At 66.4% G+C, this 21,318-nt stretch carries 20 protein-coding genes and 1 pseudogene; 7 read left to right on the top strand and 14 right to left on the bottom strand.

What is annotated here, in order from left to right:
- Window positions 1–2: 2 nt before the first annotated feature.
- The 7 genes and pseudogenes from ASC81_RS22920 to ASC81_RS22895 all read right to left on the bottom strand — a co-directional run bounded on the left by ASC81_RS22920 (window position 3) and on the right by ASC81_RS22895 (window position 8,504).
- The gene (locus tag ASC81_RS22920; RefSeq protein ID WP_056272626.1) at window positions 3–1,676 is read right to left on the bottom strand and encodes an asparagine synthetase B; all 1,674 of its coding nucleotides are present in this window, start codon (window positions 1,674–1,676) and stop codon (window positions 3–5) included.
- Window positions 1,677–1,696: 20 nt separating this feature from the next.
- Window positions 1,697–3,460, bottom strand: coding sequence for a GNAT family N-acetyltransferase (locus ASC81_RS22915; protein WP_235533745.1), 1,764 nt, complete (start codon window positions 3,458–3,460; stop codon window positions 1,697–1,699).
- 51 nt (window positions 3,461–3,511) lie between these two features.
- Window positions 3,512–3,862, bottom strand: a pseudogene (locus tag ASC81_RS28310) (GNAT family N-acetyltransferase); the annotation flags it as partial.
- 45 nt (window positions 3,863–3,907) lie between these two features.
- Window positions 3,908–4,981: a glycoside hydrolase family 99-like domain-containing protein gene (locus ASC81_RS22910; RefSeq protein WP_056272621.1), complete on the bottom strand. Its 1,074-nt coding sequence runs from the start codon at window positions 4,979–4,981 to the stop codon at window positions 3,908–3,910.
- Window positions 4,982–4,993: 12 nt separating this feature from the next.
- Window positions 4,994–6,466, bottom strand: a complete 1,473-nt coding sequence (locus ASC81_RS22905; protein ID WP_056272618.1) for an oligosaccharide flippase family protein — start codon at window positions 6,464–6,466, stop codon at window positions 4,994–4,996.
- 5 nt (window positions 6,467–6,471) lie between these two features.
- The gene (locus ASC81_RS27225) at window positions 6,472–7,524 is read right to left on the bottom strand and encodes a glycosyltransferase (protein ID WP_056272616.1); all 1,053 of its coding nucleotides are present in this window, start codon (window positions 7,522–7,524) and stop codon (window positions 6,472–6,474) included.
- Between the two features lie 2 nt (window positions 7,525–7,526).
- Entirely contained in the window at window positions 7,527–8,504 is a 978-nt protein-coding gene (locus tag ASC81_RS22895) for a glycosyltransferase family 2 protein (RefSeq protein WP_056272613.1), read from the bottom strand.
- A gap of 194 nt (window positions 8,505–8,698) precedes the next feature.
- Here ASC81_RS22895 and ASC81_RS22890 point away from each other — a divergent pair, with 194 nt between their 5' ends.
- Genes ASC81_RS22890 through ASC81_RS22880 form a run of 3 tightly spaced genes read left to right on the top strand, consistent with a single transcriptional unit; the run spans window position 8,699 to window position 12,272 of the window.
- A complete protein-coding gene (locus tag ASC81_RS22890; RefSeq protein WP_082536751.1) occupies window positions 8,699–9,742 on the top strand; it encodes an NAD(P)-dependent oxidoreductase in 1,044 nt (347 codons plus the stop codon).
- Window positions 9,739–11,154 carry a GMC oxidoreductase gene (locus ASC81_RS22885; protein WP_056272608.1) on the top strand — a complete coding sequence of 472 codons (1,416 nt, stop codon included), beginning with the start codon at window positions 9,739–9,741 and terminating at the stop codon, window positions 11,152–11,154. The genes ASC81_RS22890 and ASC81_RS22885 overlap by 4 nt, the downstream gene beginning before the upstream one ends.
- Complete coding sequence (locus ASC81_RS22880; protein ID WP_056272605.1) at window positions 11,151–12,272, top strand: glycosyltransferase family 1 protein; 1,122 nt, start codon at window positions 11,151–11,153, stop codon at window positions 12,270–12,272. The genes ASC81_RS22885 and ASC81_RS22880 overlap by 4 nt, the downstream gene beginning before the upstream one ends.
- Here ASC81_RS22880 and ASC81_RS22875 read toward each other — a convergent pair.
- Genes ASC81_RS22875 through ASC81_RS22855 form a run of 5 tightly spaced genes read right to left on the bottom strand, consistent with a single transcriptional unit; the run spans window position 12,252 to window position 15,770 of the window.
- Window positions 12,252–13,175, bottom strand: a complete 924-nt coding sequence (locus ASC81_RS22875) for a glycosyltransferase (RefSeq protein WP_056272603.1) — start codon at window positions 13,173–13,175, stop codon at window positions 12,252–12,254. The genes ASC81_RS22880 and ASC81_RS22875 overlap by 21 nt on opposite strands.
- Window positions 13,176–13,178: 3 nt before the next feature.
- Window positions 13,179–13,895, bottom strand: coding sequence for a M48 family metallopeptidase (locus ASC81_RS22870; RefSeq protein WP_156392376.1), 717 nt, complete (start codon window positions 13,893–13,895; stop codon window positions 13,179–13,181).
- Window positions 13,865–14,716 carry a hydrolase 1, exosortase A system-associated gene (locus tag ASC81_RS22865; protein ID WP_056272599.1) on the bottom strand — a complete coding sequence of 284 codons (852 nt, stop codon included), beginning with the start codon at window positions 14,714–14,716 and terminating at the stop codon, window positions 13,865–13,867. The genes ASC81_RS22870 and ASC81_RS22865 overlap by 31 nt, the downstream gene beginning before the upstream one ends.
- Window positions 14,713–15,516 carry a hydrolase 2, exosortase A system-associated gene (locus ASC81_RS22860; protein WP_056272596.1) on the bottom strand — a complete coding sequence of 268 codons (804 nt, stop codon included), beginning with the start codon at window positions 15,514–15,516 and terminating at the stop codon, window positions 14,713–14,715. The genes ASC81_RS22865 and ASC81_RS22860 overlap by 4 nt, the downstream gene beginning before the upstream one ends.
- Entirely contained in the window at window positions 15,513–15,770 is a 258-nt protein-coding gene (locus ASC81_RS22855) for an acyl carrier protein (RefSeq protein ID WP_056272591.1), read from the bottom strand. The genes ASC81_RS22860 and ASC81_RS22855 overlap by 4 nt, the downstream gene beginning before the upstream one ends.
- A 132-nt stretch (window positions 15,771–15,902) precedes the next feature.
- On the opposite strand from ASC81_RS22855, the gene ASC81_RS22850 reads away from it, so the two are divergent.
- On the top strand, window positions 15,903–17,492 hold the full coding sequence (locus ASC81_RS22850; RefSeq protein WP_056272588.1) for an acyl-CoA ligase (AMP-forming), exosortase A system-associated: 1,590 nt from the start codon (window positions 15,903–15,905) through the stop codon (window positions 17,490–17,492).
- A complete protein-coding gene (locus tag ASC81_RS22845) occupies window positions 17,489–18,751 on the top strand; it encodes a pyridoxal-dependent decarboxylase, exosortase A system-associated (protein ID WP_082536750.1) in 1,263 nt (420 codons plus the stop codon). Before ASC81_RS22850 ends, ASC81_RS22845 begins: the two co-directional genes overlap by 4 nt.
- 6 nt (window positions 18,752–18,757) lie before the next feature.
- Here ASC81_RS22845 and ASC81_RS22840 read toward each other — a convergent pair whose 3' ends face one another.
- Together ASC81_RS22840 and ASC81_RS22835 are read right to left on the bottom strand one after the other, a co-directional pair.
- Complete coding sequence (locus ASC81_RS22840; protein WP_056272586.1) at window positions 18,758–19,492, bottom strand: arginyltransferase; 735 nt, start codon at window positions 19,490–19,492, stop codon at window positions 18,758–18,760.
- Complete coding sequence (locus tag ASC81_RS22835) at window positions 19,489–20,220, bottom strand: leucyl/phenylalanyl-tRNA--protein transferase (RefSeq protein ID WP_056272584.1); 732 nt, start codon at window positions 20,218–20,220, stop codon at window positions 19,489–19,491. The genes ASC81_RS22840 and ASC81_RS22835 overlap by 4 nt, the downstream gene beginning before the upstream one ends.
- Window positions 20,221–20,235: 15 nt before the next feature.
- On the opposite strand from ASC81_RS22835, the gene ASC81_RS22830 reads away from it, so the two are divergent.
- On the top strand, window positions 20,236–20,601 hold the full coding sequence (locus ASC81_RS22830; protein WP_056272581.1) for an arsenate reductase: 366 nt from the start codon (window positions 20,236–20,238) through the stop codon (window positions 20,599–20,601).
- Window positions 20,601–21,308 (top strand): riboflavin synthase, encoded by a 708-nt coding sequence (locus ASC81_RS22825; protein ID WP_056272580.1) that lies wholly within the window; start codon window positions 20,601–20,603, stop codon window positions 21,306–21,308. Before ASC81_RS22830 ends, ASC81_RS22825 begins: the two co-directional genes overlap by 1 nt.
- Window positions 21,309–21,318 lie beyond the last annotated feature (10 nt).

Raw genomic sequence — 21,318 nt, 5'->3', positions numbered from 1 at the left:
GTTCAGGCGAAGCGGTAGTCCGGCGCGTGCTTGCGCAGCCACTGCTCCAGCATCATCAGGATCCACACCATCTCGCCGTAGTAGCCGGCGTGCTCCTTGAGGCGCTGCGTCAGCAGGCTCTCGACGAAGTCAGCGCGCACGAGGCCGCGCGCCACCACGCCGCGCAAGGACTCCGCAGCCAGTGCGTTCAGCGCCGCATCCTTGACCGCCCAAGGGCCGAAGGGCAGGCCGAAGCCGTGTTTCTTCTTCGTCAGGATCTCGTCCGGCAGGAAGCCGCGCAGCGCCTCCTTGAAGAACCAGCGCAGCTTCAGCCCCTTGAGCTTGTAGCTGGTCGGCAGCTTGAGCGAGAAGTCCAGCAAGCGTGTGTCCAGCAGCGGGAAGCCGACGTCGACGCCAGCCAGCGCCGTCGTGCCGACGACCTTGGGCAGGTCGTTCTCGGCCAGCGTATAGCGCCAGTCGAAGGCCAGCATCTGGTTGACGAGGCTGGCCTCGTGCGGGCCGGCGGCCCAGGTAGCGCGCTGGTGCTCGCGCGGCACGCCGATGTCGACGGCGGCCAGGAAGGCGGGCGTCAGCACCTCGGCCATGCCGAGACGGTCCAGCAGGTTGTAGCTCTGCATGCGGTCAGGCATGGGCACCCGCGCCTGGCGGATGTAGCTGGTGGCCTTCTTCAGCAGCGGGATGTTGCCGGTGACCGGGTTCATGAACAGCGGGTTCAACACGCCGGTGCGCAGCGGCGAGGGGATCTGGCTGTAGACATGGAAGACGCGCTCCTTGGCGTAGCGCGTGTTGCCGCCGAAGAGCTCGTCGCCACCATCGCCGGCCAGCATGCGGCTGTAGCCGTCGTCATGCGCCTTGCGGGCACAGTAGAAGGCCGGCACGGCCGAGGAGTTGCCGAAAGGCTGGTCGTAGTGGGCGGCGACGTCGGGAATGGCTTTCACCAGGTCGGCCGGCGTCACGTAGTACTCGTGATGGTCGGCGCCGAAGGCCTTGGCCGCGATGCGCGCATAGGCCATCTCGTCATAGCCCTCGGCCTCAAAGCCGATGGAGTAACTCGCCGGTGCCTTGCCAGTGACCTCGCCGAGCAGGCCCGCCACGGTGGAGCTGTCGGTGCCCCCGCTGAGGAAGCAGGCGGTCCGGCCATCGGCATCCAGGCGGTCGCGCACGGCAGCGCGCAGGATGCCGCGAAACTCGTCGCGCAGCGCATCGAAGCTGGGGTTGGCCTGCTCCTCGAAGCGCGCGACCCAGTAGGGCGCGACGGTCAGCTGGCCGTTCTCGAACAACGCATAGTGCGCCGCCGGCAAGCGGTGGATGCCGGCATAGATGGTGCGCGGCGACGGGATGCAGTGATGGAAGAGATAGTTGAAGAGGGCCTGCGGGTCGAGTTCGCGGATGCCCAGTTGGCGGGCCAGCACGTCGGCGCGCGTCGCAAAATGCAGGCGGCCGTCACGCACGGCGTAGCAGAGGCTGTGCACGGCAAAGCGGTCGACAGCCAGATAGGTCCCGCCACTCGGTAGATTCAGCGCGACGGCGAATTCGCCGCCCACGTCAGCGGCACAGGCCGCGCCGCGCGTGGCATAGGCCTGCTGCCACGCGGCGAGCGCATCGGTGGCCGCGTTGGCGAAGCGGGGGGCGCCAGAGGCGAAAGGTGTGTCGGCGGGCAGGTCGTGGGCGTGCATCTCTTCTTGTCGCTTAGGGCTCAGGCGGGCGGATTGTCGATGGGCAGCCCGGGTTTTGGGCGCAGGCGGCGCCATGCCGCGCCAACCGCCTGGCGCGCCAGGCCGAACAGGCCGCGCAAGGTCAGCGGGTCATAGGCCACGAGGCCGAAGCGCTCGCGGCGGTGGCTCATCCAGGTCTTCTTGTAGACGTCGTCGCCGATCAGGTAGTCCACCTCGGCCACATTGTCGCGTTCGATGACTTCCTCAAGCAGCAGAGCCGTCACCAGGGTGCCCGGCGCGATCGCCTTGAAGGCCTCGTCATAGGCGACCTTGTAGATGTGCGCGCGACCGGCGTTGACGATCCAGAGCTGGGCGGCAATCGGCTTGTCGCCGATCCAGGCCAGGCCCAGCCGCAACCAGCCGCGCCGCGCGCACAACCGGATCAGGCCGGGGACGAATTCGACATAGGGCTCGGGCACTTTCCAGCTGGCGGCGTAAACCGCCTCGTAGGCCGCGATGCCGCGCTCCACGTCGGCTTCGTCGCGAATGATCTCCAGGCGGCCGCGGTCCTCCGCAGCCAGGCGCTTGGTCATGCGCTTGATGGTGCTGCGCAACTGGCCGCTGCGGTTCTTGAGATAGCTCGCCCAATCGGAATCGACCTGCAGGAACCAGTTGCCGAAGGCGAAATACTCATGCGGCCGTAGCCCGGCCAGTCGCAGTGCGTCGCGCAGCAGCGTGAACTCGCGCGCCTTCGGATCCATCGGCCAGAAGCGGTAGGCCGGCGCACCACGATGGCCTTTTCGCAGCGCCAGCATCAGCGGCAGCAGGTCCTCGGGCGTCAGGTCGTCCGCCAGGGCAGGGGCGTACAGCGTGGTGTAGTAATTGGCCAGCGCGCCGACCTCCAGCCCGGTGTCGCCCTTCTGGACGCCGATAGGAAGCACGGCTAGCGCGCGCCCTTGCCGGCGCAAGACGTAGAAGGCCGATTGCGCCGCGTCGCGGAACACCGTGTCGGCCAACAGGCCAAACCAGTCGGCGCCGAACTCGACATATGCCTGCTCCCGCTGGCCCAGCAGGGCGAGCGCGTCGTTGGGCATCTCCCGCGGGTGATTGAAGCGTTCCACCACCGCACCGCTGCGCTGCGCCATGGTGCCTGCATCGATGCGCGGCCGGTGCTGGGCTCGTGCGCGCCATCCGCGGCCACGCCGCAGCAGCCCATAGACGGCGTGCAGGCCGCGGTGGCGGTAGACGCTGACGTGGTTGATCCAGCGCTGTGATGTCGACCAGGCCAGCAGGTCGGCGTCTGCGTCGGTGTAGAACTCGACCACGCCGCCTGGGAGGCGCTTGAACAGGTCTTCAAGCGTCAGCAGGAGCAGCACGCGCCCGGGCGCGAAACGCTCGAACTCCTCGTGAAAGGTCGTCTTCAGCATGACTGCCATGCCGCCATGAAGCAACAGCATGCGAGAGGCGATCAGGGCGTCGCCGAGCCAGAGCTCGTAGACGAGTGCCTCGCCACGCTCCGCAAACGCTGCCATCACATCAGCATAGAAGCGGCCCTGCGCGTTATCGCGCTGCACGGCCGTCCCCTCACGACCTTTCCAGCCGTTGCTCTCCAGCGTGGCGTAACGGTCAACCGCGCCGGCGATCGCATCGGGTGCGCTGATGACAACCAAGCGCTGGTCGCCGCCTTCGGTTTGGATGCGGCGCATATAGCGCCGCATGTTCTGAACCAGCTTGCGCGGGCGCTGCGCCCAGTAGTCGTCGAAACTGCCGCGCAAGCTGACGTTCATCGTCAATGCGTGGGGCATTACTTGCGCATCTTCGTGGCGCAGGTCACCGAATTTTTGGTCGTTGCAGAGGAAATCCAACTGGGTCGCGTGTGACGGAAGCTGCTTGAGCAACTGCCTTGTCTGCAAAGCCTCGGTCATCAGGGCCGGCGCAATTTGCGCCACCATGGGTAGGAAGCTGGACCAAATGCCGAGACTGCGGTTCTGCCGTGTCACAAGCGTCATCGCGACCGGTTGATCGGCGCAAACAGCGACATAAAGGTGGACATCAGCTCCACCGAAATGATGCAGCAGGGCATCGACGAACCTTCCATCGAGCAGAGGATGGCCGCTAAACCTTGTGGCATTCAAGAGGTCCCAGGCGGCTCGATGCCGGCCCAATCCCTCTGAACTGGCAAGGCGTTCAGAGTGCCAAGCCGACATGCCTTCTTTGCGTGACGAATTCGACATCAGCTGATCGTCTGCACGTCAGATGACGTCTTTCACTTTGGCCTGAAGCATTTCCAGATACTTGCGTCCCCAGCGGCGACTTGGCTCCAGATGGTTACCTTCTGCCCATTCGTTCCATGATTTCACGAATAAGAAGTTGTCCTCCCTTGCCCGGCTGCGCCACAGCGCAATTGCCCGATCCAGTGCAGCTCCGAATTTCTCAGGCGTCGAGTCCTTCAACACAACGCCCCGAGCACCGCTGCGGGGCGTGTTGTCCCAGTTGGGAAGTACGCAGGGAATGGCGAGTGGCGAAGCGTTCTCAGGCAGCAAATAAGGCTGCAGGGCTTCATAGTCAAAGGCCGATGGGCGCCCGAGCCAGTCGAGGATTCTGTTGCGAATCTTTTGCCAGGGTTGCGACCAAGGCGTCCAAACTCTGCGGCGCATGAAGCTCGGCTTGAGAACGAAGGCGTCGAAGCCGTGCGACTTGGCGTCCCAGAGGGGATCTCGGTGTTCAGCAATGAGGTAGAGGCCTGGCAGCCCTGCTTCAACGGCAAGCTTGCGCCAATGGGTCGTGAAGGCGACGCAGTCCGGAAGGTGATCAGGGTCGTACACCATGAATACTGGTTTGCCGTTGACTCGCAGATAACGCGGGTCGCGGAAGGCCGGGAGCATCGCCGCAAAATGAGCTTTTTCATCCTCGACGCCGGGATATTGCTGCTCGACCAGAATCCGCTTGTCCAGACCGTGCCAGGCGCCGGACCATGTTTGGTTCGCCCAGCAGACCATGAACGAGAAGTCAGGCTTGCCGCTGGCCAACACATCGTTCAACGGGCGTTCGAGCAGGCGACGCCCATGGCCGAACCAATAGTGGTAGTAGCAAAAAGCTGCCACGGAGTAGGCCTTGGCCAATGCAGCCTGGGCTTCTCTGGCCTCGGTCAGGCGCAGATCGTAGAAGCCGAGCTCTGAGGGCAGGTTGGGCTGCTCATGCCCTCGATACAGGGGCTTGGCCTTCGTGACATTCGTCCACTCCGTGAATCCCGGTTCCCACCACTCGTCGTTTTCTTTGATCGGGTGGTATTGGGGCAAGTAGAGCGCGATGACCTCAGGTTTCATGAGTAGGTGCAATCAAGTGTTGGTGGGGCGACCGGGCCTGCGCAGGATTCTCTTCAGTTCGGAACCAGCTGGGTGCCCAAGCACGATTGCCATGCTCGCGCAGACCAGCGTGCCACAGGCCACGGAAATACCGAGGTTGAGCACCAGAGGCCAGCCCAGTGATTGGGCAAGCAGCCTTGCAAGAAAGGTTGCGGCTGCAGCCCCCACCGCAATCGTTGCCGTCATCCCCATGCGTTTCACAATTTTGAATGTGGAGATGCCGCACAGCGCTTTTGCAGCCTTGGCAAGAAGCATAAGGCGCACGATGTGCGCCAGCACTGACAGCGACGCAGCCGCAACCAAGCTGTGCATGGCTCCGACCATCAAGCAGCACGCCAGGGTTACACCGAAAACTAGGTTGATGCGAAGCTGCGCGTTCATGGCACCGTATGCGGTCAAGACGGGGGTGCACAACATGAAGGGCGCATAGATCAGCCCTTGAATGGCGCCGATCTGCAGAATCGGTATGGCCTCGGACCAGGCTTCGCCGAACAGCAGCAAGATGATCTCCTGAGCGCAGATACCCATGGTGCCGAAGAACAACCATTGCACGAGCGCTATCTGCAGCGTGACGCGGCCGTAGTCATCAGCAATCTCATGCCCTGCGTGGCGGGCGCGCGCCAAAAGGGGTGAAGCGACACTGACCACGGCCGAAGCGAAGAAGGTATAGAAACCCGCGTTGAGACTGTTCGATTTGCTGAGGATGCCGCTGCTGTGAAAACCCAGCATGCCACTGATGATGAAGTCATCGGCACGGGTTGAGACACCTTCCACCATGCGTGACATCGTGTTCGTTCCGCCGAACTTCAGCACCTCGCGCAGGTCGCGCAGGCCCGGCCGCAGGCGCGTGGCGTGAGGCTGCAACAGCAATAGCAGAACGAAGGTCGAGACGATGCTCGCCACCGAACCCCAAGCAGGGCTGGTATAGCTCAGGCCGTTGAGCGCGCAGGCCACGGTGACTGCGGCACCGACGAGCGCGGAGCCGGCTTGGATGACGAACACCGTGTCGAACTTCAGCTCTTTAACGAGAAGCGCCATGGTGGTGGCACCGAGCGGCAACAGCATAAAGTTCAGGCAGAGGATGTGCATGACCTGTGCGACGCCCGGCTCGTTGTACAGCGCTGCGAGCGGATAGGCGGCCAGAGCAATGACCAGGGCGATGATCCATGCCACCGCCACTGTCACGGTGAACGCGGCTCGTATCTTTTCCGGCGTCAGCTCCTTCTGGCTCACGAGATAGTCACCTATACCGAATTCGCGCACGATGGCGCCGATAGCGACGGCCGTCGCGGCCAGCGAGAAGATGCCGGTTTCCTGGGGCGTCAACAGGCGCGCCAGGATGACGGATGTTCCCAACTGCAGTGCAAAGGAGAAATAGCGCTGGGCAAAGGCGAACAGCACGGCACGCCGTGCCGATGGTGCGGCAGCTGAAGGCGGCATGGCCATGTCAGTCAGCCACTCAATTCGGCGGCGTCCAGCGCGGCTGCGGCAATGGCAGTCCATTGCCATGACTCGCAGATGCGGCGGTTGCTTTCGCCCCGAGCCGGCAGGTTGGGGCTTTGTGCCGCGGCAAGCATGGCGTCCTTCAATGCGGCGACATCGCCGGCTGGATAAGTGAAATTGTTCTCTTCACCCAGGGTCTCGCCTATGCAGCCTAGGCGCGGTCCGATGACGCTGCGCCCGAAGCTCATGCCCAGCACCGCCACACCGGAGTTCAGCCCGGCGGTGTGGCTGAGCACCACGCAGTCCGCGGCGTTCATGTAGACCTGGATGCGATCAGAGTCGATGGCGCGGCCGTGGACCAGCAGGCGTTTATCCGTGCGCTTCCGCCAGGCGAGGCGAGCCCGCTCGCGCCAGGCACCTGGTCCGGTCGGCGGGTTGTAAAGGCCGGCGACAAGGAGAAACTTCCGAGGGAGTTCGAGCCCGTCAAAGGCTTTGAGCAGCAGGCCAAGCCCCTTGTAGCCGCGAATCTGACCAAACTGAAGGAAAACCCGGGCATCGAGCGGGATACCCAGTTCGCACCTGGCGGCTTCCCGGCCGACGTCGTTAGGGTACGAAAAATAATGTCCGTGCGGCCGTACGAACCGCGGCAACGCCGCAGGGATGGCGTAGCGGTCCGCCAGGGCTTGGATGGAGCAGTTGCAGTGATGGTGGATGGCGTCGACGGAGTCGATGACTGCTCGATACACCTGAGCATCCACGCTGGCGTCGGCAACGTCGTGCGGGGCGAGGTTGTGGACCGTCCAGATCATCCGAACGCCGGTCTCGCGCAGAGCATGAAGCCGCATCAGGAAGTGCTCCGCCCGAGCTGTCAAGCTGCCTTCGCCGCGCCAGCGGTAGAACTCTTCAGGCCAATGCAGGTGCAAGAGGTCGGGGCGAAGATTGCCTTCCAGCAGGTTCTCGGCCCCGTAAATCGGCGTCCAGCCCAGCGCTGCGTAGGCGCGGCCGAGTTCGCGGATATAGATGTTGCCGTTGGGCGGGTGCGGAAGCAGGACAACGGGCATCTTCAATAGACGTTCAAGCGTTTCTGTGATCGACGCTCTACCCAGGCGGGATAGGCGGCAGGGCGCAGTCGAGACATCCAGCGACTCGAGATGGTGCCCCAGGCCCTGTACAGCCGAAGCTCGCGCGCGAAACGCGCAGCAGCGGAGTCGCCCCGCAGCGGCGCCACCATCCATTGCAGCGCATCCTGCGCCAACTGACGGTACAACCACAAGGGTACCCAGGCGAAATGACGCACCCGGGTGTCCATCTGCTGCCAAGGTGAGATCCCCGCCTTGAAAGACCAGCGGCGGAAGTAGCGGTGCGTCAGGATGGCTGCTTCGACCGGTGCGGTCACGACCAGGCGCGGCTCGTAAGCCACTACCTCACCGCGCTCAAGGCAGCGTTGGCCGAACTCGAAATCCATGTGGCGGAAGTGCGTCTCGGCAAAGCCGCCCACTCGCTCGAAGAGCTCGGCACGGGCGACCAGGTTCGCGCCTGCAGGTGCATAGGTGGGCGGCGGCGGCTGCAAGCGCTGCGGCCCAAGGTCGATGCCGCCCACGACAGCCGACATCGTGTCGTGATACCAGGCCGGCGGACCGCCGTTCGGCCACAGCAGCTCCGTCCGTCCGCCGATCAGCATCACCTCGCCCGGCGAGAGCGCCGCGTCGGCCTGTTCGAGCCAGTCCGGCGGAAAGACGATGTCGTCGTCGCTGAACGCGAGCCAGTTGCAGCCCAGCTCGCGGGCGCGCGCAATGCCGGTGTTCAGTGCGAACTGCTTGCCCTGACGAGGTTCTGACAGCGCATGCAGGCGACCGAGCGGCCAGCCTCCTTGGAGCGCTTTCAGCGTTGCCTGCGTGTCGTCTTTCGAGTTGTTGTCCACCACCAGCACTTCGACCAGAGTGCCAACCGGCGGACGCACGCGCGCCAAGCTCGCCAAGGACTCCGCGAGCACGGCGGCGCGGTTCCAGGTGCAGATGATGACGGCGATGGCTTGGGACATGGTCTGATGCCCGGCGTGAGTGCAAGGCGTTGAGGCGGCATGTCGACGGGCGGCGCAGTGTAGTGCTGCGGCCACGGGGCGTGACCCCGCGATTGCGCGAGTCGGAGCACTTCGGCTGCAAAGGTGCTCGCTTATCATCCGCGCCGCCCGGCCAGGCCAAGTACCGCGCGCCGTTTCCGGACCCATTGACCCCCATGACTTCTTCACTCGCACGTCCCGGGCGCTGCCTGATCACGGGCGCTAGCGGCTTCATTGGCAGGAGGCTCTGCGCGCGCTTTGACGAAGCAGGCATGCAGCCCTACGTGGCGCTGCTGCGCAGCGCCTCAACCGCCGCGGCCTGGCCCGCGCATCGAATAGCGCCGAAGGTGGCCGACCTCCTGGATGCGCCGCGGCTGGATCAGGCGCTGCAGGGTTGTGATGCCGTTGTGCATTTGGCCCATGGTGACCATGGCCCGCAGGCCACGCGCAACCTGGTCAAGGCCGCCACGGCGGCGGGCGTTAAGCGCTTCGTGTACATCAGCACCATGTCGGTCCATGGCCCCGTGCCGGGCACGGAGGCTGCTCGCGAAGAAACGGCCATCATCGGCCGCTACAACCACGAGTACTCCGACTCCAAGGCCGAGCAGGAAGAGATCGTGCAGGCGTCCCACGACCGCGGCGACCTGGCCGTCGTGATCCTGCGGCCTACCGTGGTCTACGGGCTTGGCGGTCATTTCGAGCTGCAGGTGATCGATCAGGCGCTCAGTGGGGTCGTCACGATGTTTGACGGGGGTACGGGCATCTGTAACGCGGTCTTCGTGGACGATGTCTGCGACGCCATCGCCGCGGCACTGTGGCGTCCAGAGGCGCTGGGCCAGGCCATGTTCATCAATGCCGATCAGCCCATCACGTGGGGCGAGTTCATCCGCACCTTTGCGGCCATGGTCCAACCGCAGCCTCGCTTCGACGACCTCGACGCCGCAGCGGCGCTGGCTTGGTGGCGAGCCCATCCGCCGCTGGTGGTGACGGGGCTGACGGATCGCATCCGGCTCAAGCTCAAGCGGCTGGCGGGCTGGCGGCCACCGGTGTCACCCTGGCCGCCCGAGGGCCGCGTGCTGCGTGAAACCTTTCCGGTTGCGTTCACGAACGACAAGGCCAAGCGGCTGCTCGGCTGGGCGCCTCAGGTGGATTTCGCCCGCGGCGTGGCGCTGACACATGACTGGCTGCGCAACCAAGGCCGGCTGGGCGTGCACGCATGACGCGGCCGCGCGCCGTCATCGTGGGTGCAGGACTCGGCGGCTGCATGCTGGCGCATGCGTTGCTGGCCACGCACGAGGTCACCCTTGTCGAACGAGGTGAATCCGTCGAGGACCCGCGTTTTCCGCTGCGTGATGTCGGTCTGCCGGCCGTCACCGAGCCCCACACCGGCGCCGGTCTGGGAGGCTCGACGCAGCTCTGGCACAACGGCCTCATCGAGATCGACCCCGACGTGTTCGAGGCTCACTGGCCCTGGCCGAAGACAGTGCTCGACCCCTATTACGAGCAGGCCTTCCCGCTGCTGTCGGGGCTGCCGTTGTCCAAGGTCCGCGCGGCGATCGAGGACCTGCGCTGCCGCTACCGGGCACTCGGCATGCCGGAGGCGCGGCTGCCCGGCCTCTACTACCCGCGCTGGCCGCGCAACCTTTGGACGTCGCTCGAATTGGCTGGCCGGGTGGCGGTGGTCCGCGGGGACGTGAACGGCTTCGAGCTGGACGAGGGCGGACGGGTGACCGCAGTGACGCTTGCAGGTGCTGCGGGCCGTGTGGCTGCCGATGTGGTCGTGCTTGCGGCCGGCGGCCTGGGAACGCCGGTGCTGCTGCAGAAGCTGGCGCGCCATCATCCGCTGCCGGCACTGGACCACGCGGGATGCCACTACGAGGACCATCCCATGGGCTTCGTCGGCGAAGTCCAGGTGGCGGTACCGCTGTACCGACTTTGGAATTACCAGGTCCCCGGCACCGACGGCAACCTGCGCCTGCCGTTGGTCGTCGTGCGCAAGGGCATGCACATCTCCTTCCAATTGCGGCCGGCTGCCACCTACTACCGTGCAAGCCGTCGCGAGCGCGTCGGCAGCGTGCTCAACCTGCTACGCCGCAACCCCTGGAACCCGCTGAACTACGTCAAGCTGCTCTCGCACTGGGACGACGTGCTCGACATCCTGTCTTTCAAGTTTGGCATCCGGCTGCCGACCCGGCACTACACGCTGGTGATGTGCGCACAGACGCCCGCCCAGCCAGAGCTGGCGGTCTGGAGCGAGGTCGATGCGGCGACGGGGCAGGAGGTGCGCATCCGCAACTGGGTCATCAGCGACGCCTTTCGCGCCGAGCTGCGAGCCTCCATCGACGATGTCTTCGCGGCGATGGGCCCCGTCATCACATCGTCGCGCGTCTTCCCGAACTGGTTCGAGCAGCTCTACACCGGCGCCCACCACTCCGGCACGGCGCGGCTGTCCGCCAATGCCCAGACCGGTGTCTGTGACGGCGACGGCCTTGTCCACGGTCTGGCCAACCTCTATGTTTGCGACGGCTCGGCCATCCCCGCCAGTGGCATTGCCAACACCGGCCTGACCATCGCCGCCCTGGCCCTGCGCCTGGCCGACCACTTAGGCGCGCGCGCCGCCCGTTCGACATGACCCTGAACATCGGTCTCATTGCCCGGACCTTGAACGCGCCGCATCTGCGCGGCACCGGCCGCTATGTGCAGGAACTGCTGAAAAACACGCATACGGCCGACGATGTCCGCTGGACCGCCTTCGGGCACAACCCCGCGCAGCCGTTCCGCGTACCGACCGACATGCAGGGGCGGGCCGAGGTCTTCGAGTTCCGCGGCGACCGTTTTCATCTTTGGGAGCAGCTCGGCCTGCCGCTGCGCCTGCGCCGCGCCGGCTTGCAGTTGCTGCATGGCGCCGAGAACACGCTGCCCGTCTGGCAGCCGGTGCCCAGCATCGTCACGATTCACGACACGGTGATGTTCGAAGAGGCCGGCCCCGGCACGCCCCAGCATCGCTACCTGCAGGATGTGCAGACCATGGCGCTGCGCCGCTGCGCCCATGTCATCACGATCAGCGGCTCCTCGCGGCGCGACATCGCGCAGCGCTGGCCCTTCCTGACCGACCGCCTGACCGTCATCCCGCATGGCATCGGCGACGACTTCTTCCAGCCGGAGAGCATGCCTGTGCCGCCCGTGCTTCGACAGGCACTGGCCGGCGCGCCCTATCTGCTCTACCTTGGCGGGGCCCAGCCTCGCAAACGTTTCGGCTGGGCGCTGGATCTGCTGGCACGTAGCGACCGCGGTGACCTGCATCTGGTCGCCTGCGGCTTTGGCGCTGGCACAGCGCCAGCGCCCGAGACGCTGCCCGAAGTGCTGCGCGGCCGGGTGCACTTTGCGCCCTTCATTGAAGACGCCGAACTGGTGGCCTTGTATCGCGGGGCGACTGCGGCGGTCTATCCGACGTTGTACGAGGGTTTCGGCTTCCCGGCCGTGGAGGCCCAGGCCGCCGGCACGCCCATCCTGTTCAGCCCCGTCAGCAGCTTGGTCGACCTCGTCGGTCCGCTGGCCTGGGCCGTGCCCGCCGACGATTTCGCTGCTTGGGAAGCTGCGCTTTGCGAGGTGCTCGCGCTGGCGCCGGATGCGCGTGGCGAGTTGGCTGCAAGAGGCATGGCATGGGCCCGGCAGTTCTCCTGGCGGCGCAGCGTCGAGGCTCACTTCGCCGTCTACCGTGAAGTGCTTTCAAGGCAGCAGGGAGCGTAACCAGAGCTTCCAGCCGGCCAAGTGCAGCGGGTCGACCGCGAAGGCCTGGCCGATGCTGCGCCGGGCAGCGCTGCGCTGACCGGCTCCAAGCTGGGTGTAGGCGAACTCGCTCCAGCTGCCGGCCAGTACGGCTCGTACGGCAGCGGCGTCCGCGCTGCGGCCATCCGGTCCGGTCAGGCCCCAGGTATCGAGCGCTTTTTGCACCACGCGGCCCCGGTAGTTGTCGCGCGGTGCGCTGCGCGTGATGCTGGCCGGATGCTGGCGATAGAGGGCCAGCGGCCGTGGCACGCGCTCGATGCGGGTGACGCGCGAAGCGCGCAGCCACAGGTCGTAGTCCTCGCCGATGCGCAGGCCGGTATCGAACACGCCGACCTCGTCGAACACGCTGCGCTGCGCCAGCACGGTGCTTGTCCACACCACGCAGTCCAGCAGCAGCTCGGGATAGATCCAGCCGCTGGCACCCGGCCGCTCGACGCCGGCCAGCGCCGCGACCTCGGCCGTGGCGGGCTCGGGCTCGCTGCTGAACCAAACCTGCCAAGCCGTATAGCTCATGCGGCAACCCGGGTTGGCGGCCACGGCTGCGAACTGGGCGGCCAGCTTGCCGGGCAGCCAGACATCGTCGGCGTCGCAGAAGGCGATCCAGTCGCGCGTGGCCGCTGCAATGCCGGCGTTGCGCGCTGCAGCCACGCCGGCATTGGGGCGCGTGATCAGGCGGACATCGGTGAATTCGGCCCGCACCCGTGCGGCGGAGCTGTCAGTCGAGCCATCGTCAATGACAATGATTTCCGACCCTGCCGGTAACTGCGCCTGGATGGCGCTCAACGTCACCGCGATGTAGCGCTCTGCGTTGAAGCAGGGTACGACGACGCTGACGGCGGGCAACTGCGCAAGCAGCGGCTGCATCGGTCAGCGGCTGGCTGCCGAGGCCGGAGTGGGCTGAGGATCACTGACCGAGCTTGCGGCGGCGGCAGGTGGTTCGACCCATTGACCCACTGCGGCCAGCCGGTTCTTCAGCTCGGGCCGATCAAACCCCATGGCCATCACCTTGTGCGCCTGCTCAAGGGCCTTGTCGTACACCTTCATGTCGATGTAGAGCATGCCCGCATTGAACTGCGCTATTGGGTTGTCTGATGTAGTGCTAACCACATAGTCGAGATGCCTGCGCGCCTCGTCGTCCTTGCCACGCTTGAACAAGTAGTTCGAGAAAAGCATGCGAACGACATGGTCGTCGGGCTGGAAGCGCAGCGCCCGCTCGTACAGGCAGGCGACGGTATAGACGGAACTGGTTGGCGGGTCCTTCTTCTCCTTCTCGGCCAGCCTTTCCATCGCTGCCAATGCTCTGGGGTGGTTCGGATACGCGTTCAGCGTGTACGCGATGTCGCCGCCGAAAGGCCCCGTCATGCCCTTGGTCAGGGTTTCGACACCGTGTGTGAAATGGGCGCGCTCCACAATCTGACGGGAGTAGGGCGTTGTGCGGCGGAAGTCGAACGGGCCGTAATGAAACTGCAGGGAGCCACAGGGAGGCTCGCCGGTCGGTTGTGCGCCTGCGACGCCCGCGAAACCTGTAACCGCCAGCGCGGCTACAGCCCAAGTCAATCCAGTGCGCAAATGTTCTTTAGCCATGTCAGCGTCTGTGCCTCGGTATCTTGGCGATGCGTGGAATTTGACAGGGTGTGGTCGGCGCCCGGCAAAGGGCGCGTCTGCAATGTGGGCGCCTGCAGCAAGGTGCGCCAAACTGGCGAGCTGCTGCTGTGCTCGATGAACTCCTTGGCAGTGTAGTCATCGCCACTCAGCACCAACAATGCCGGCCCGTCGAAGCCGCGCAGCCCTTCCGCCATGCGGTCCTGGAAGCTGCGGGAGTCGGGCTTCTGGCCTGCGCCGCGCGCCAGCCGCAGGTTGCTCGCCAGCCCGCGCAAGGCCGCGCTGCCGACGCCGCCCTTCAGCAACTTCAGCCAGAACGCGGGCTCGCGCAGGCGGCGCCAGTAGTAGTGCTTCACATGGGTCTGCGCCAGCGTGGCGGCGGACCGGACCCAGGGGTTGAGCAGGGCAACGCCCGCCACCCGGGGGTCGCGGGTCGATTCGAGGTAGAGCAGGGCGGCCGAGGCGGCGTCGCACAGGCCCCAGAGCGCAACGCGCTTGAGCGCAGGGCGGGCGGCGAGCAGGGCGGCGATGGCGGCGGCGATGTCGGCGTCGACGCCGAGGAAGTCGCGCGCCTCGCCGGGGCTGTCGCCCATGCTGCGGTAATCGAAGCGCAGCGCGGCGAAGCCGTTGGCGGCGAGGTGACGTGCCAGCAGCGTGAACTGGCGGTGGCTGCCTGCGCGGTACTGCGGGCCGCCGACGATGATCAGCACGCCCACGTCAGCCGGCGCGCGGTCGGATGGTTCGGCCAGGATGCCCACCAGCGGCGTACCGTCACAAACGAAGCTAAGGACCGACTCCTTCATGCCAGCGCCTCCACGGTGCGGCTGATCAGCGCCGGCGCCAGTTCGATCTCGCTGGTGGCCCAGAAGCCCGGCCCTGGAACGATCTGCGGCCGCACCGCCCAACCGGCGTCCTGCCAGCCCTTGATGGCTTGCTCGCTCACGGGCGTCAGCGCGGCGTCCTCGCGGGTGCTGACTTCCAGCCATTCGACACGGCCCGGGGGACCTGCCGGGCTCAGCTTTGCAGCCTCCAATCCTGAGGCCAGCCCCCCGCCCAAGGTGTAGCCGGCGATCTCCACCGCCCGGCCGGCGGCCAGCTCGGCCTTCATCTGCTCCATCAAACCCTTGCTGGCACCGCTGGCCATCTCGGCGGCCAGCTTGAGGCGCAGGAACTGCTGCAGCGCCAGCTTGCCGCTCGTCATGGGTTGCCAGAACAGGTAGTTGACCGGCCGGCCCCAGTCCGCCGCCGCCAGCAGGCAACCGGCGCGCAGGCCCCAGAGCCACAATGGGGCGTCTGGAACACGGCTGTCCAGGCAGTCCAATGCCAGGCGCACATCCGCCTGCCAGTCGGCCCAGCTCGCTTCGCCAAAGTCGGCCGACGAATCACCGCAGCCGCGCAGGTCGATCTGCAGCACGGCATGTCCGGCCTCGGCCAGCGCGCGGCAGGCCAGGGCGGCCATGCGGCGCGACTTGTTCATTTCCTCTGCAAACGGGTGCAGGTAGAGGACCTTGCTGCGTGCAACGCCCGGTGGTGCGTGGAACAGGCAAAGCCGCTGCTCGCCGTCAGCGGCGGGCAGGAAAAAGACGTCGGCTTGAGGGGTCAACCGAGGCGGGCGGCGACGAAGTCCGCCAGCGAGCCGACGGTGGCAAAGGTGTCGCCGTCGATGTCGTCGTCATCGACGACAAGGCCCAGCTGCTCTTCCAGTGCGGTGATCAGGCTGACCACGGCCATCGAGTCCAGCTCCGGCAATGCGCCGAGCAGGGCAGTATCCCGGTTGAAGGTCTGGGCGCGGCCGTTCAGGCTCAGCACATCGTCGAGAAGCCCCAGCACATGGCCGAGGACCTGATCTTTTTCCATTCGCGGGCGTCCAAAAATGCAGCCGCGCAGTTTAGCGGGCTGACCCCTCGCCTCCGGGGCTGCCACCCCTTGGCCTCGGGGGCGCATGCGATACTTTTTTCCCGCTTATTGACGTCCTGCCGGCCGCGCTTCATGCCCGAATCGACCCTGTTGAACGAGTTGGTGGCCGTTGCCGCCGAGCGCACACCCGACGCCCCGGCATTGACCTATTCGGGTGTGACGTTGAGCTACGGGATGCTGGACGCTGCCGTAACCGGCTTTGCGAGCGGCCTGATATCCCTGGGCTTGGCGCGCGGCGAGCGGATCGCCATCTACCTTGAAAAGCGGTTCGAGACCGTCATCGCGAGCTTCGGCGCCCCCGCGGCAGGCGGTGTCTTCGTGCCGCTGAACCCGCTGCTCAAGCCCGAACAAGTTGGCTTCATCCTGCAGGACTGCGACGTGCGCGTGCTGGTCACCTCGCCCGAGCGCCTGGCGCAGCTGGGCGATGTGCTGACGCAATGCCCGTCGCTGCGCCATGTGGTGCTGACCGGCGGCACGGGATCGGCGCCGGTGCCCGTGCATGACTGGGCGGCACTGCTGCAAAGCCCTGCGCGCGCCGGCCACCGTGTCATCGACACCGACATGACGGCCATCCTCTACACCTCGGGCTCGACCGGCCGACCCAAGGGCGTGGTGCTGTCCCACCGCAACATGGTGGCGGGTGGCAAGAGCGTGGCGAGCTATCTGGAGAACCGCGCCAGCGACACGCTGCTGGCCGCGCTGCCGCTGTCTTTCGACGCCGGCTTCAGCCAGTTGACGACGGCCTTTCACAGCGGCGCCCGCGTCGTGCTGCTGAACTACCTGCTGCCCAAGGACGTGCTCAAGGCCATGGAGCGCGAGAAGGTCACGGGCCTGACGGCCGTGCCGCCGCTCTACATCCAGCTGACCCAGCTTGAATGGCCGGCCGCCATCGATGCCAACCTGCGCTATTTCGCCAACACCGGCGGCCGCATGCCGCGCGCGACGCTGGACCTGCTGCGCGCCAAGGTGCCGTCGGCCAAGCCGTTCCTGATGTATGGGCTGACCGAGGCCTTCCGCTCGACCTATCTGCCGCCCGAGGAGGTGGACCGCCGGCCGGACTCCATCGGCAAGGCGATTCCCAACGCCGAGATCCTGGTGCTGCGCGAGGACGGCAGCGAATGCGCGCCGGACGAACCGGGCGAGCTGGTGCACCGCGGCGCCCTCGTCGGCCTGGGCTACTGGAACGATGCCGAGAAGACGGCCGAGCGCTACAAGCCGCTGCCCATCGGTGTCGGCGGGCGCGAGGGCGGGCTGCAACTGCCGGAGTTCGCCGTATTTTCGGGCGACACGGTCAGGCGCGATGCTGAAGGCTTTCTCTACTTCGTCGGCCGCCGCGACGAAATGATGAAGACCTCGGGGTACCGCGTCAGCCCGACCGAGGTCGAGGAGGTCCTGTACGCCACCGGCCTGGTCGGTGAATGCGTCGCTTTCGGCGTTTACCACGACGCCCTGGGCCAGGCGATCCAGGTCATCGCGACGCCGCCCGAAGGCGCGAACGAACTGGACCTGGCGGCGCTGACCGCCGCCTGCAGGGCCCGCATGCCGGCCTACATGGTGCCCCACGGCATCGATGCCCGCCCCGGTCCGCTGCCGCGCAATCCCAATGGCAAGATCGACCGCAAAACCCTCTCGACCGACTGGCTGGAACGCCACCCTGCATGACTGAATCCGTCCCGACCAAGCGCGTCCTCGGGCATGCGCCCGTGCTTTTCCCCCGTGACGCCAACGGCGAGCTGCTGGTCGGCGGCCAGCGCCTGTCGGTGCTGGCGGAGCGCGTCGGGCAGACGCCGTTCTATGCCTACGACCGCGGGCTTCTTAAGGCGCGGGTGGCCGAGCTGCGGGCGGCGCTGCCGCAGGGCATCGAGCTGCACTACGCCATGAAGGCCAACCCGATGCCCGCGCTGGTCGGGCTGATGGCCGGGCTGGTGGATGGCATCGATGTGGCCTCGGCCGGCGAACTGCAGGTCGCATTGAACTGCGGCGCCGACCCGCACGAGATCAGCTTTGCCGGCCCAGGCAAGCGCGACATCGAACTGGGCCAGGCGGTGGCGGCGGGTGTGCTCGTCAATGTCGAGTCGGTGCGCGAGCTGGCGCCGCTGGCGCGCGCCTCGCAGCGCTTGGGCCTGCCCGCGCGGGTCGCCCTGCGCGTCAACCCCGACTTCGAGCTCAAGGGCTCGGGCATGCGCATGAGCGGTGGCCCCAAGCAGTTCGGCATCGATGCCGAGGCGCTGCCCGAGGTGCTGGCCGAGGTCGGTCGCCTGAGCGGCGACGGCATCGCCTTTGAAGGATTCCACCTGTTTGCCGGTTCCCAGAACCTCAAGGCCGAGGCGATCTGCGAGGCGCAGCTCAAGAGCTATGAGCTGGCGCTGCGCCTGGCGGAGAGTGCACCGTCGCCCGTCAAGTTCCTGAACCTCGGCGGCGGCTTCGGCATTCCCTATTTCCCGGGCGAGTCGCGGCTGGAACTGGCGCCGATTGCTGACAACCTCGCCGCGCTGCAGGCGCGCGCCAAGGCCGATCTGCCGCAGGCCAAGCTGGTCATCGAACTGGGCCGTTATTTTGTCGGCGAGGCGGGCATCTATGTCAGCCGTATCGTCGACCGCAAGGTTTCGCGCGGCCAGGTCTTCCTGGTGGCCGATGGTGGCCTGCACCATCACCTGTCGGCCTCGGGCAACTTCGGCCAGGTGCTGCGCAAGAACTACCCGGCGTCCATCGAGCCTCAGGGTCGCCAGGAAGCAGCCACCGAGCCGGCCAGCGTCGTCGGCCCGCTGTGCACGCCGCTGGACCTGCTGGCCGACCGCATGGACATGGCGCGTGCAGAAATCGGCGACCTGGCCGTCGTCTACCAAAGCGGTGCCTATGGGCGCAGCGCCAGCCCCGAAGGCTTTCTGGGGCACCCGACCGTGTCCGAAGTGCTGGTTTAAACCGCGCTAAACAGCGTCTTCCCAGACGCCGTTCTGCAGGATCTGGTAGGGCTTGAAGCTCGCCTTGTAGGCCATCTTGGGGCTCTCCTCGATCCAGTAGCCGAGGTAAAGGTGGCTCAGCTTGAGCTCGCGCGCCTGGCTGATTTGCCAAAGCACGCCATAGGTGCCGAAGCTGCCCGGCGCGTCCGGGTCGTAGAAGGTATAGACCGCCGACAGGCCGTCGCTGAGGATGTCGAGGATAGACACCATGCGCAAAGGCGTGCTGCCGTCGGGCATCGTTTCGCGGAACTCCACCAGGCGCGAGTTGATGCGCGACTGGAGCAGGAACTGCGTGTACTGGTCGACGCTGTCGTGGTCCATGCCGCCGCCGCTGTGCCGTCCGGCCTGGTAGCGCAGGTAAAGCGCGTAATGCTCGGGCGAATAGCCCAGCCGCATGACCTTAGCCTGCAGATGTTGATGCGCCTTCCAGGCGCGTCGCTGTGACCGGGTGGGCTCGAAGCGGGTCACCGGCACGCGCAGCGCAATGCAGGCGCGGCACTGGTCGCAGTAGGGACGGTAGGTGAACAGGCCGCTGCGCCGAAAGCCCGCTGCGACCAGGTTGGAATAGGCGTCGGCGTGGATCAGGTGGCTGGGGGTGGCGACCTGCGAGCGCGCCTGGCGGCCCTGCACATAGCTGCACGGGTAGGCCGCCGTGGCGTAGAACTGGATCTGCGCGAGGGGCAGTTCTTTGGGATGAGTCACGTCGTATTCAGCAACCGGTGCCAGTAGTCCGGATGATAGGTCCACGCACCCGGCGAGGGTTCGCCCACGTGGGCGGCAAGATGGGCTTCGAACACGCTTCGCGGTACTTCGGCGGCGCCGAGCGAGGCCAGATGCGGGGTGTTCTGCTGGCAGTCGATCCACGGGATGCCGAACTCGCGGCACAGGCAGACCAGCGCACACAGGGCGATCTTGGAGGCATCGGTGCGGCGCATGAACATGGATTCGCCATAGAACATGCGGCCGAGATTGACGCCATAGAGCCCGCCCGCCAGCTCTCCGTCCACCCAGGTCTCGATGCTGTGCATGGCCGGCCAGGCCAGGTAAGCGGCCTGCAGCTCCGGCACGATCCAGGTGCCCGACTGCCCCTCGCGCGGCGCGCTGGCGCAGGCTTGCAGCACGGCGCTGCGGTCGTGGTCGATGCGGATCTCGCAGCCGGGTGTGGCGGCAAAGCGTTGCACCGCCTTGCGCAACGACCGGGACAGCTTGAAGTCGGCCGTCTGCAGCACCATGCGCGGGTCGGGCGCCCACCACAGCGGCGGCTGGCCGGGGCCATACCAGGGAAAGATGCCGCGGCTGTAGGCGGCCTGCAGCCGCTCGGGGGTCAGCGTGCCGCCGGCGGCGAGCAGGCCTGGCGCATCGGTCTCGGGGCCGAGCGCCCGGTGGCTGGGCGGGAAGTCGAGGGTCGCGTCGTCGAGCCAGTCGATCATGGGCGTCAACTTAACATGGCGCCCATGATCACCGTCTACGGCATCCCCAACTGCGACACCGTCAAGCGCGCCCGCGCCTGGCTGGCCGAACAAGGCCTGCAAACCGCTTTCCACGACTTCAAGAAGCAGGGCGTTCCTGCGGATCAGCTGCCCGAATGGCTGAAGGCCTTCGGGCGCGACAAACTGGTCAATCGCGCCGGCACCACCTGGCGCAAGCTCGACGACGCCACCAAGGCGGCTGTCGTCGACGATGCCTCGGCCACCGCGCTGATGCTGGCCGAGCCCAGCGTCATCAAGCGCCCCGTCGTGCGCTGGGCAGACGGCAGCCTGACGCTGAGCTTCACACCCGAGGCGTTTGCCAGCAAGAAGGAGAGTCGCTGATGTTCACCGGCATCGTCCAGGGCGTGGCGCGGGTTGACTCCATCCACGCCCGCGAGGGCCTGCACACGCTGGCTTTGAGGTTGCCGACCGGTTTCGACGAGGAGCTGGCCATCGGTGCCAGCGTCTCCTGCGACGGCGTCTGCCTGACGGTCACCGAGCGGCCGGCGCCTGACGTGGCGCTGTTCGACGTGATGGGCCAGACGATGAAGCTGACGACGCTGGGCGGGCTGAAGGTCGGCTCCGGGCTCAACGTCGAGCGCGCCGCCAGGGACGGCGCCGAGATCGGCGGCCATCCGCTGTCGGGCCATGTCGACGTGTCTGCCCGCATCGCCGAGATCCGCCGCCCCGACAACAACCACGTCATCCGCTTCGCCGTGCCCGCGCCGTGGATGCGTTATGTCTTCGCCAAGGGCTATATCGGCGTCAACGGTTGCAGCCTGACCGTGGCCGAGGCGCAGCGCGAGCGCGACGGCTCGGGCTGGTTCGAGGTCTGGCTGATTCCCGAGACGCTGCGCATGACGACGTTCGGCGACAAGGTGATGGGCGACGCCATCCACATCGAGATCGACCGCAGCACGCAGGTCGTCGTCGACACGGTGCGCGACGCGCTGGACGAGAAGCTGGGGCCGCTGCTGCCAGTGCTGGAGGCGATCGCGCGGGAGCGTGGGATCGACATCACCCAGCTCGCCTTGGCTAGGCAACCCTGAACAGGCCGTT

Origin of the sequence: Pelomonas sp. Root405 (assembly GCF_001425165.1) — a bacterium.
In the GTDB taxonomy this organism is placed as follows: Bacteria; Pseudomonadota; Gammaproteobacteria; order Burkholderiales; family Burkholderiaceae_C; genus Pelomonas.
Note: the sequence above shows the minus strand (reverse complement) of the source record. Positions and strands in the feature narration are given on the sequence as shown.

Excerpts from the sequence above, each read along its gene's own strand:
- ASC81_RS27225 (WP_056272616.1), bottom strand. The coding sequence starts at position 7,524 with ATGCCCGTTGTCCTGCTTCCGCACCCGCCCAACGGCAACATCTATATC.
- ASC81_RS22885 (WP_056272608.1), top strand. The coding sequence starts at position 9,739 with ATGACGCGGCCGCGCGCCGTCATCGTGGGTGCAGGACTCGGCGGCTGC.
- ASC81_RS22920 (WP_056272626.1), bottom strand. The coding sequence starts at position 1,676 with ATGCACGCCCACGACCTGCCCGCCGACACACCTTTCGCCTCTGGCGCC.
- ASC81_RS22850 (WP_056272588.1), top strand. The coding sequence starts at position 15,903 with ATGCCCGAATCGACCCTGTTGAACGAGTTGGTGGCCGTTGCCGCCGAG.
- ASC81_RS22825 (WP_056272580.1), top strand. The coding sequence starts at position 20,601 with ATGTTCACCGGCATCGTCCAGGGCGTGGCGCGGGTTGACTCCATCCAC.
- ASC81_RS22890 (WP_082536751.1), top strand. The coding sequence starts at position 8,699 with ATGACTTCTTCACTCGCACGTCCCGGGCGCTGCCTGATCACGGGCGCT.
- ASC81_RS22855 (WP_056272591.1), bottom strand. The coding sequence starts at position 15,770 with ATGGAAAAAGATCAGGTCCTCGGCCATGTGCTGGGGCTTCTCGACGAT.
- ASC81_RS22910 (WP_056272621.1), bottom strand. The coding sequence starts at position 4,981 with ATGAAACCTGAGGTCATCGCGCTCTACTTGCCCCAATACCACCCGATC.
- ASC81_RS22830 (WP_056272581.1), top strand. The coding sequence starts at position 20,236 with ATGGCGCCCATGATCACCGTCTACGGCATCCCCAACTGCGACACCGTC.
- ASC81_RS22835 (WP_056272584.1), bottom strand. The coding sequence starts at position 20,220 with ATGATCGACTGGCTCGACGACGCGACCCTCGACTTCCCGCCCAGCCAC.
- ASC81_RS22870 (WP_156392376.1), bottom strand. The coding sequence starts at position 13,895 with ATGGCTAAAGAACATTTGCGCACTGGATTGACTTGGGCTGTAGCCGCG.
- ASC81_RS22875 (WP_056272603.1), bottom strand. The coding sequence starts at position 13,175 with ATGCAGCCGCTGCTTGCGCAGTTGCCCGCCGTCAGCGTCGTCGTACCC.
- ASC81_RS22865 (WP_056272599.1), bottom strand. The coding sequence starts at position 14,716 with ATGAAGGAGTCGGTCCTTAGCTTCGTTTGTGACGGTACGCCGCTGGTG.
- ASC81_RS22895 (WP_056272613.1), bottom strand. The coding sequence starts at position 8,504 with ATGTCCCAAGCCATCGCCGTCATCATCTGCACCTGGAACCGCGCCGCC.
- ASC81_RS22845 (WP_082536750.1), top strand. The coding sequence starts at position 17,489 with ATGACTGAATCCGTCCCGACCAAGCGCGTCCTCGGGCATGCGCCCGTG.
- ASC81_RS22905 (WP_056272618.1), bottom strand. The coding sequence starts at position 6,466 with ATGGCCATGCCGCCTTCAGCTGCCGCACCATCGGCACGGCGTGCCGTG.
- ASC81_RS22880 (WP_056272605.1), top strand. The coding sequence starts at position 11,151 with ATGACCCTGAACATCGGTCTCATTGCCCGGACCTTGAACGCGCCGCAT.
- ASC81_RS22915 (WP_235533745.1), bottom strand. The coding sequence starts at position 3,460 with ATGCCCCACGCATTGACGATGAACGTCAGCTTGCGCGGCAGTTTCGAC.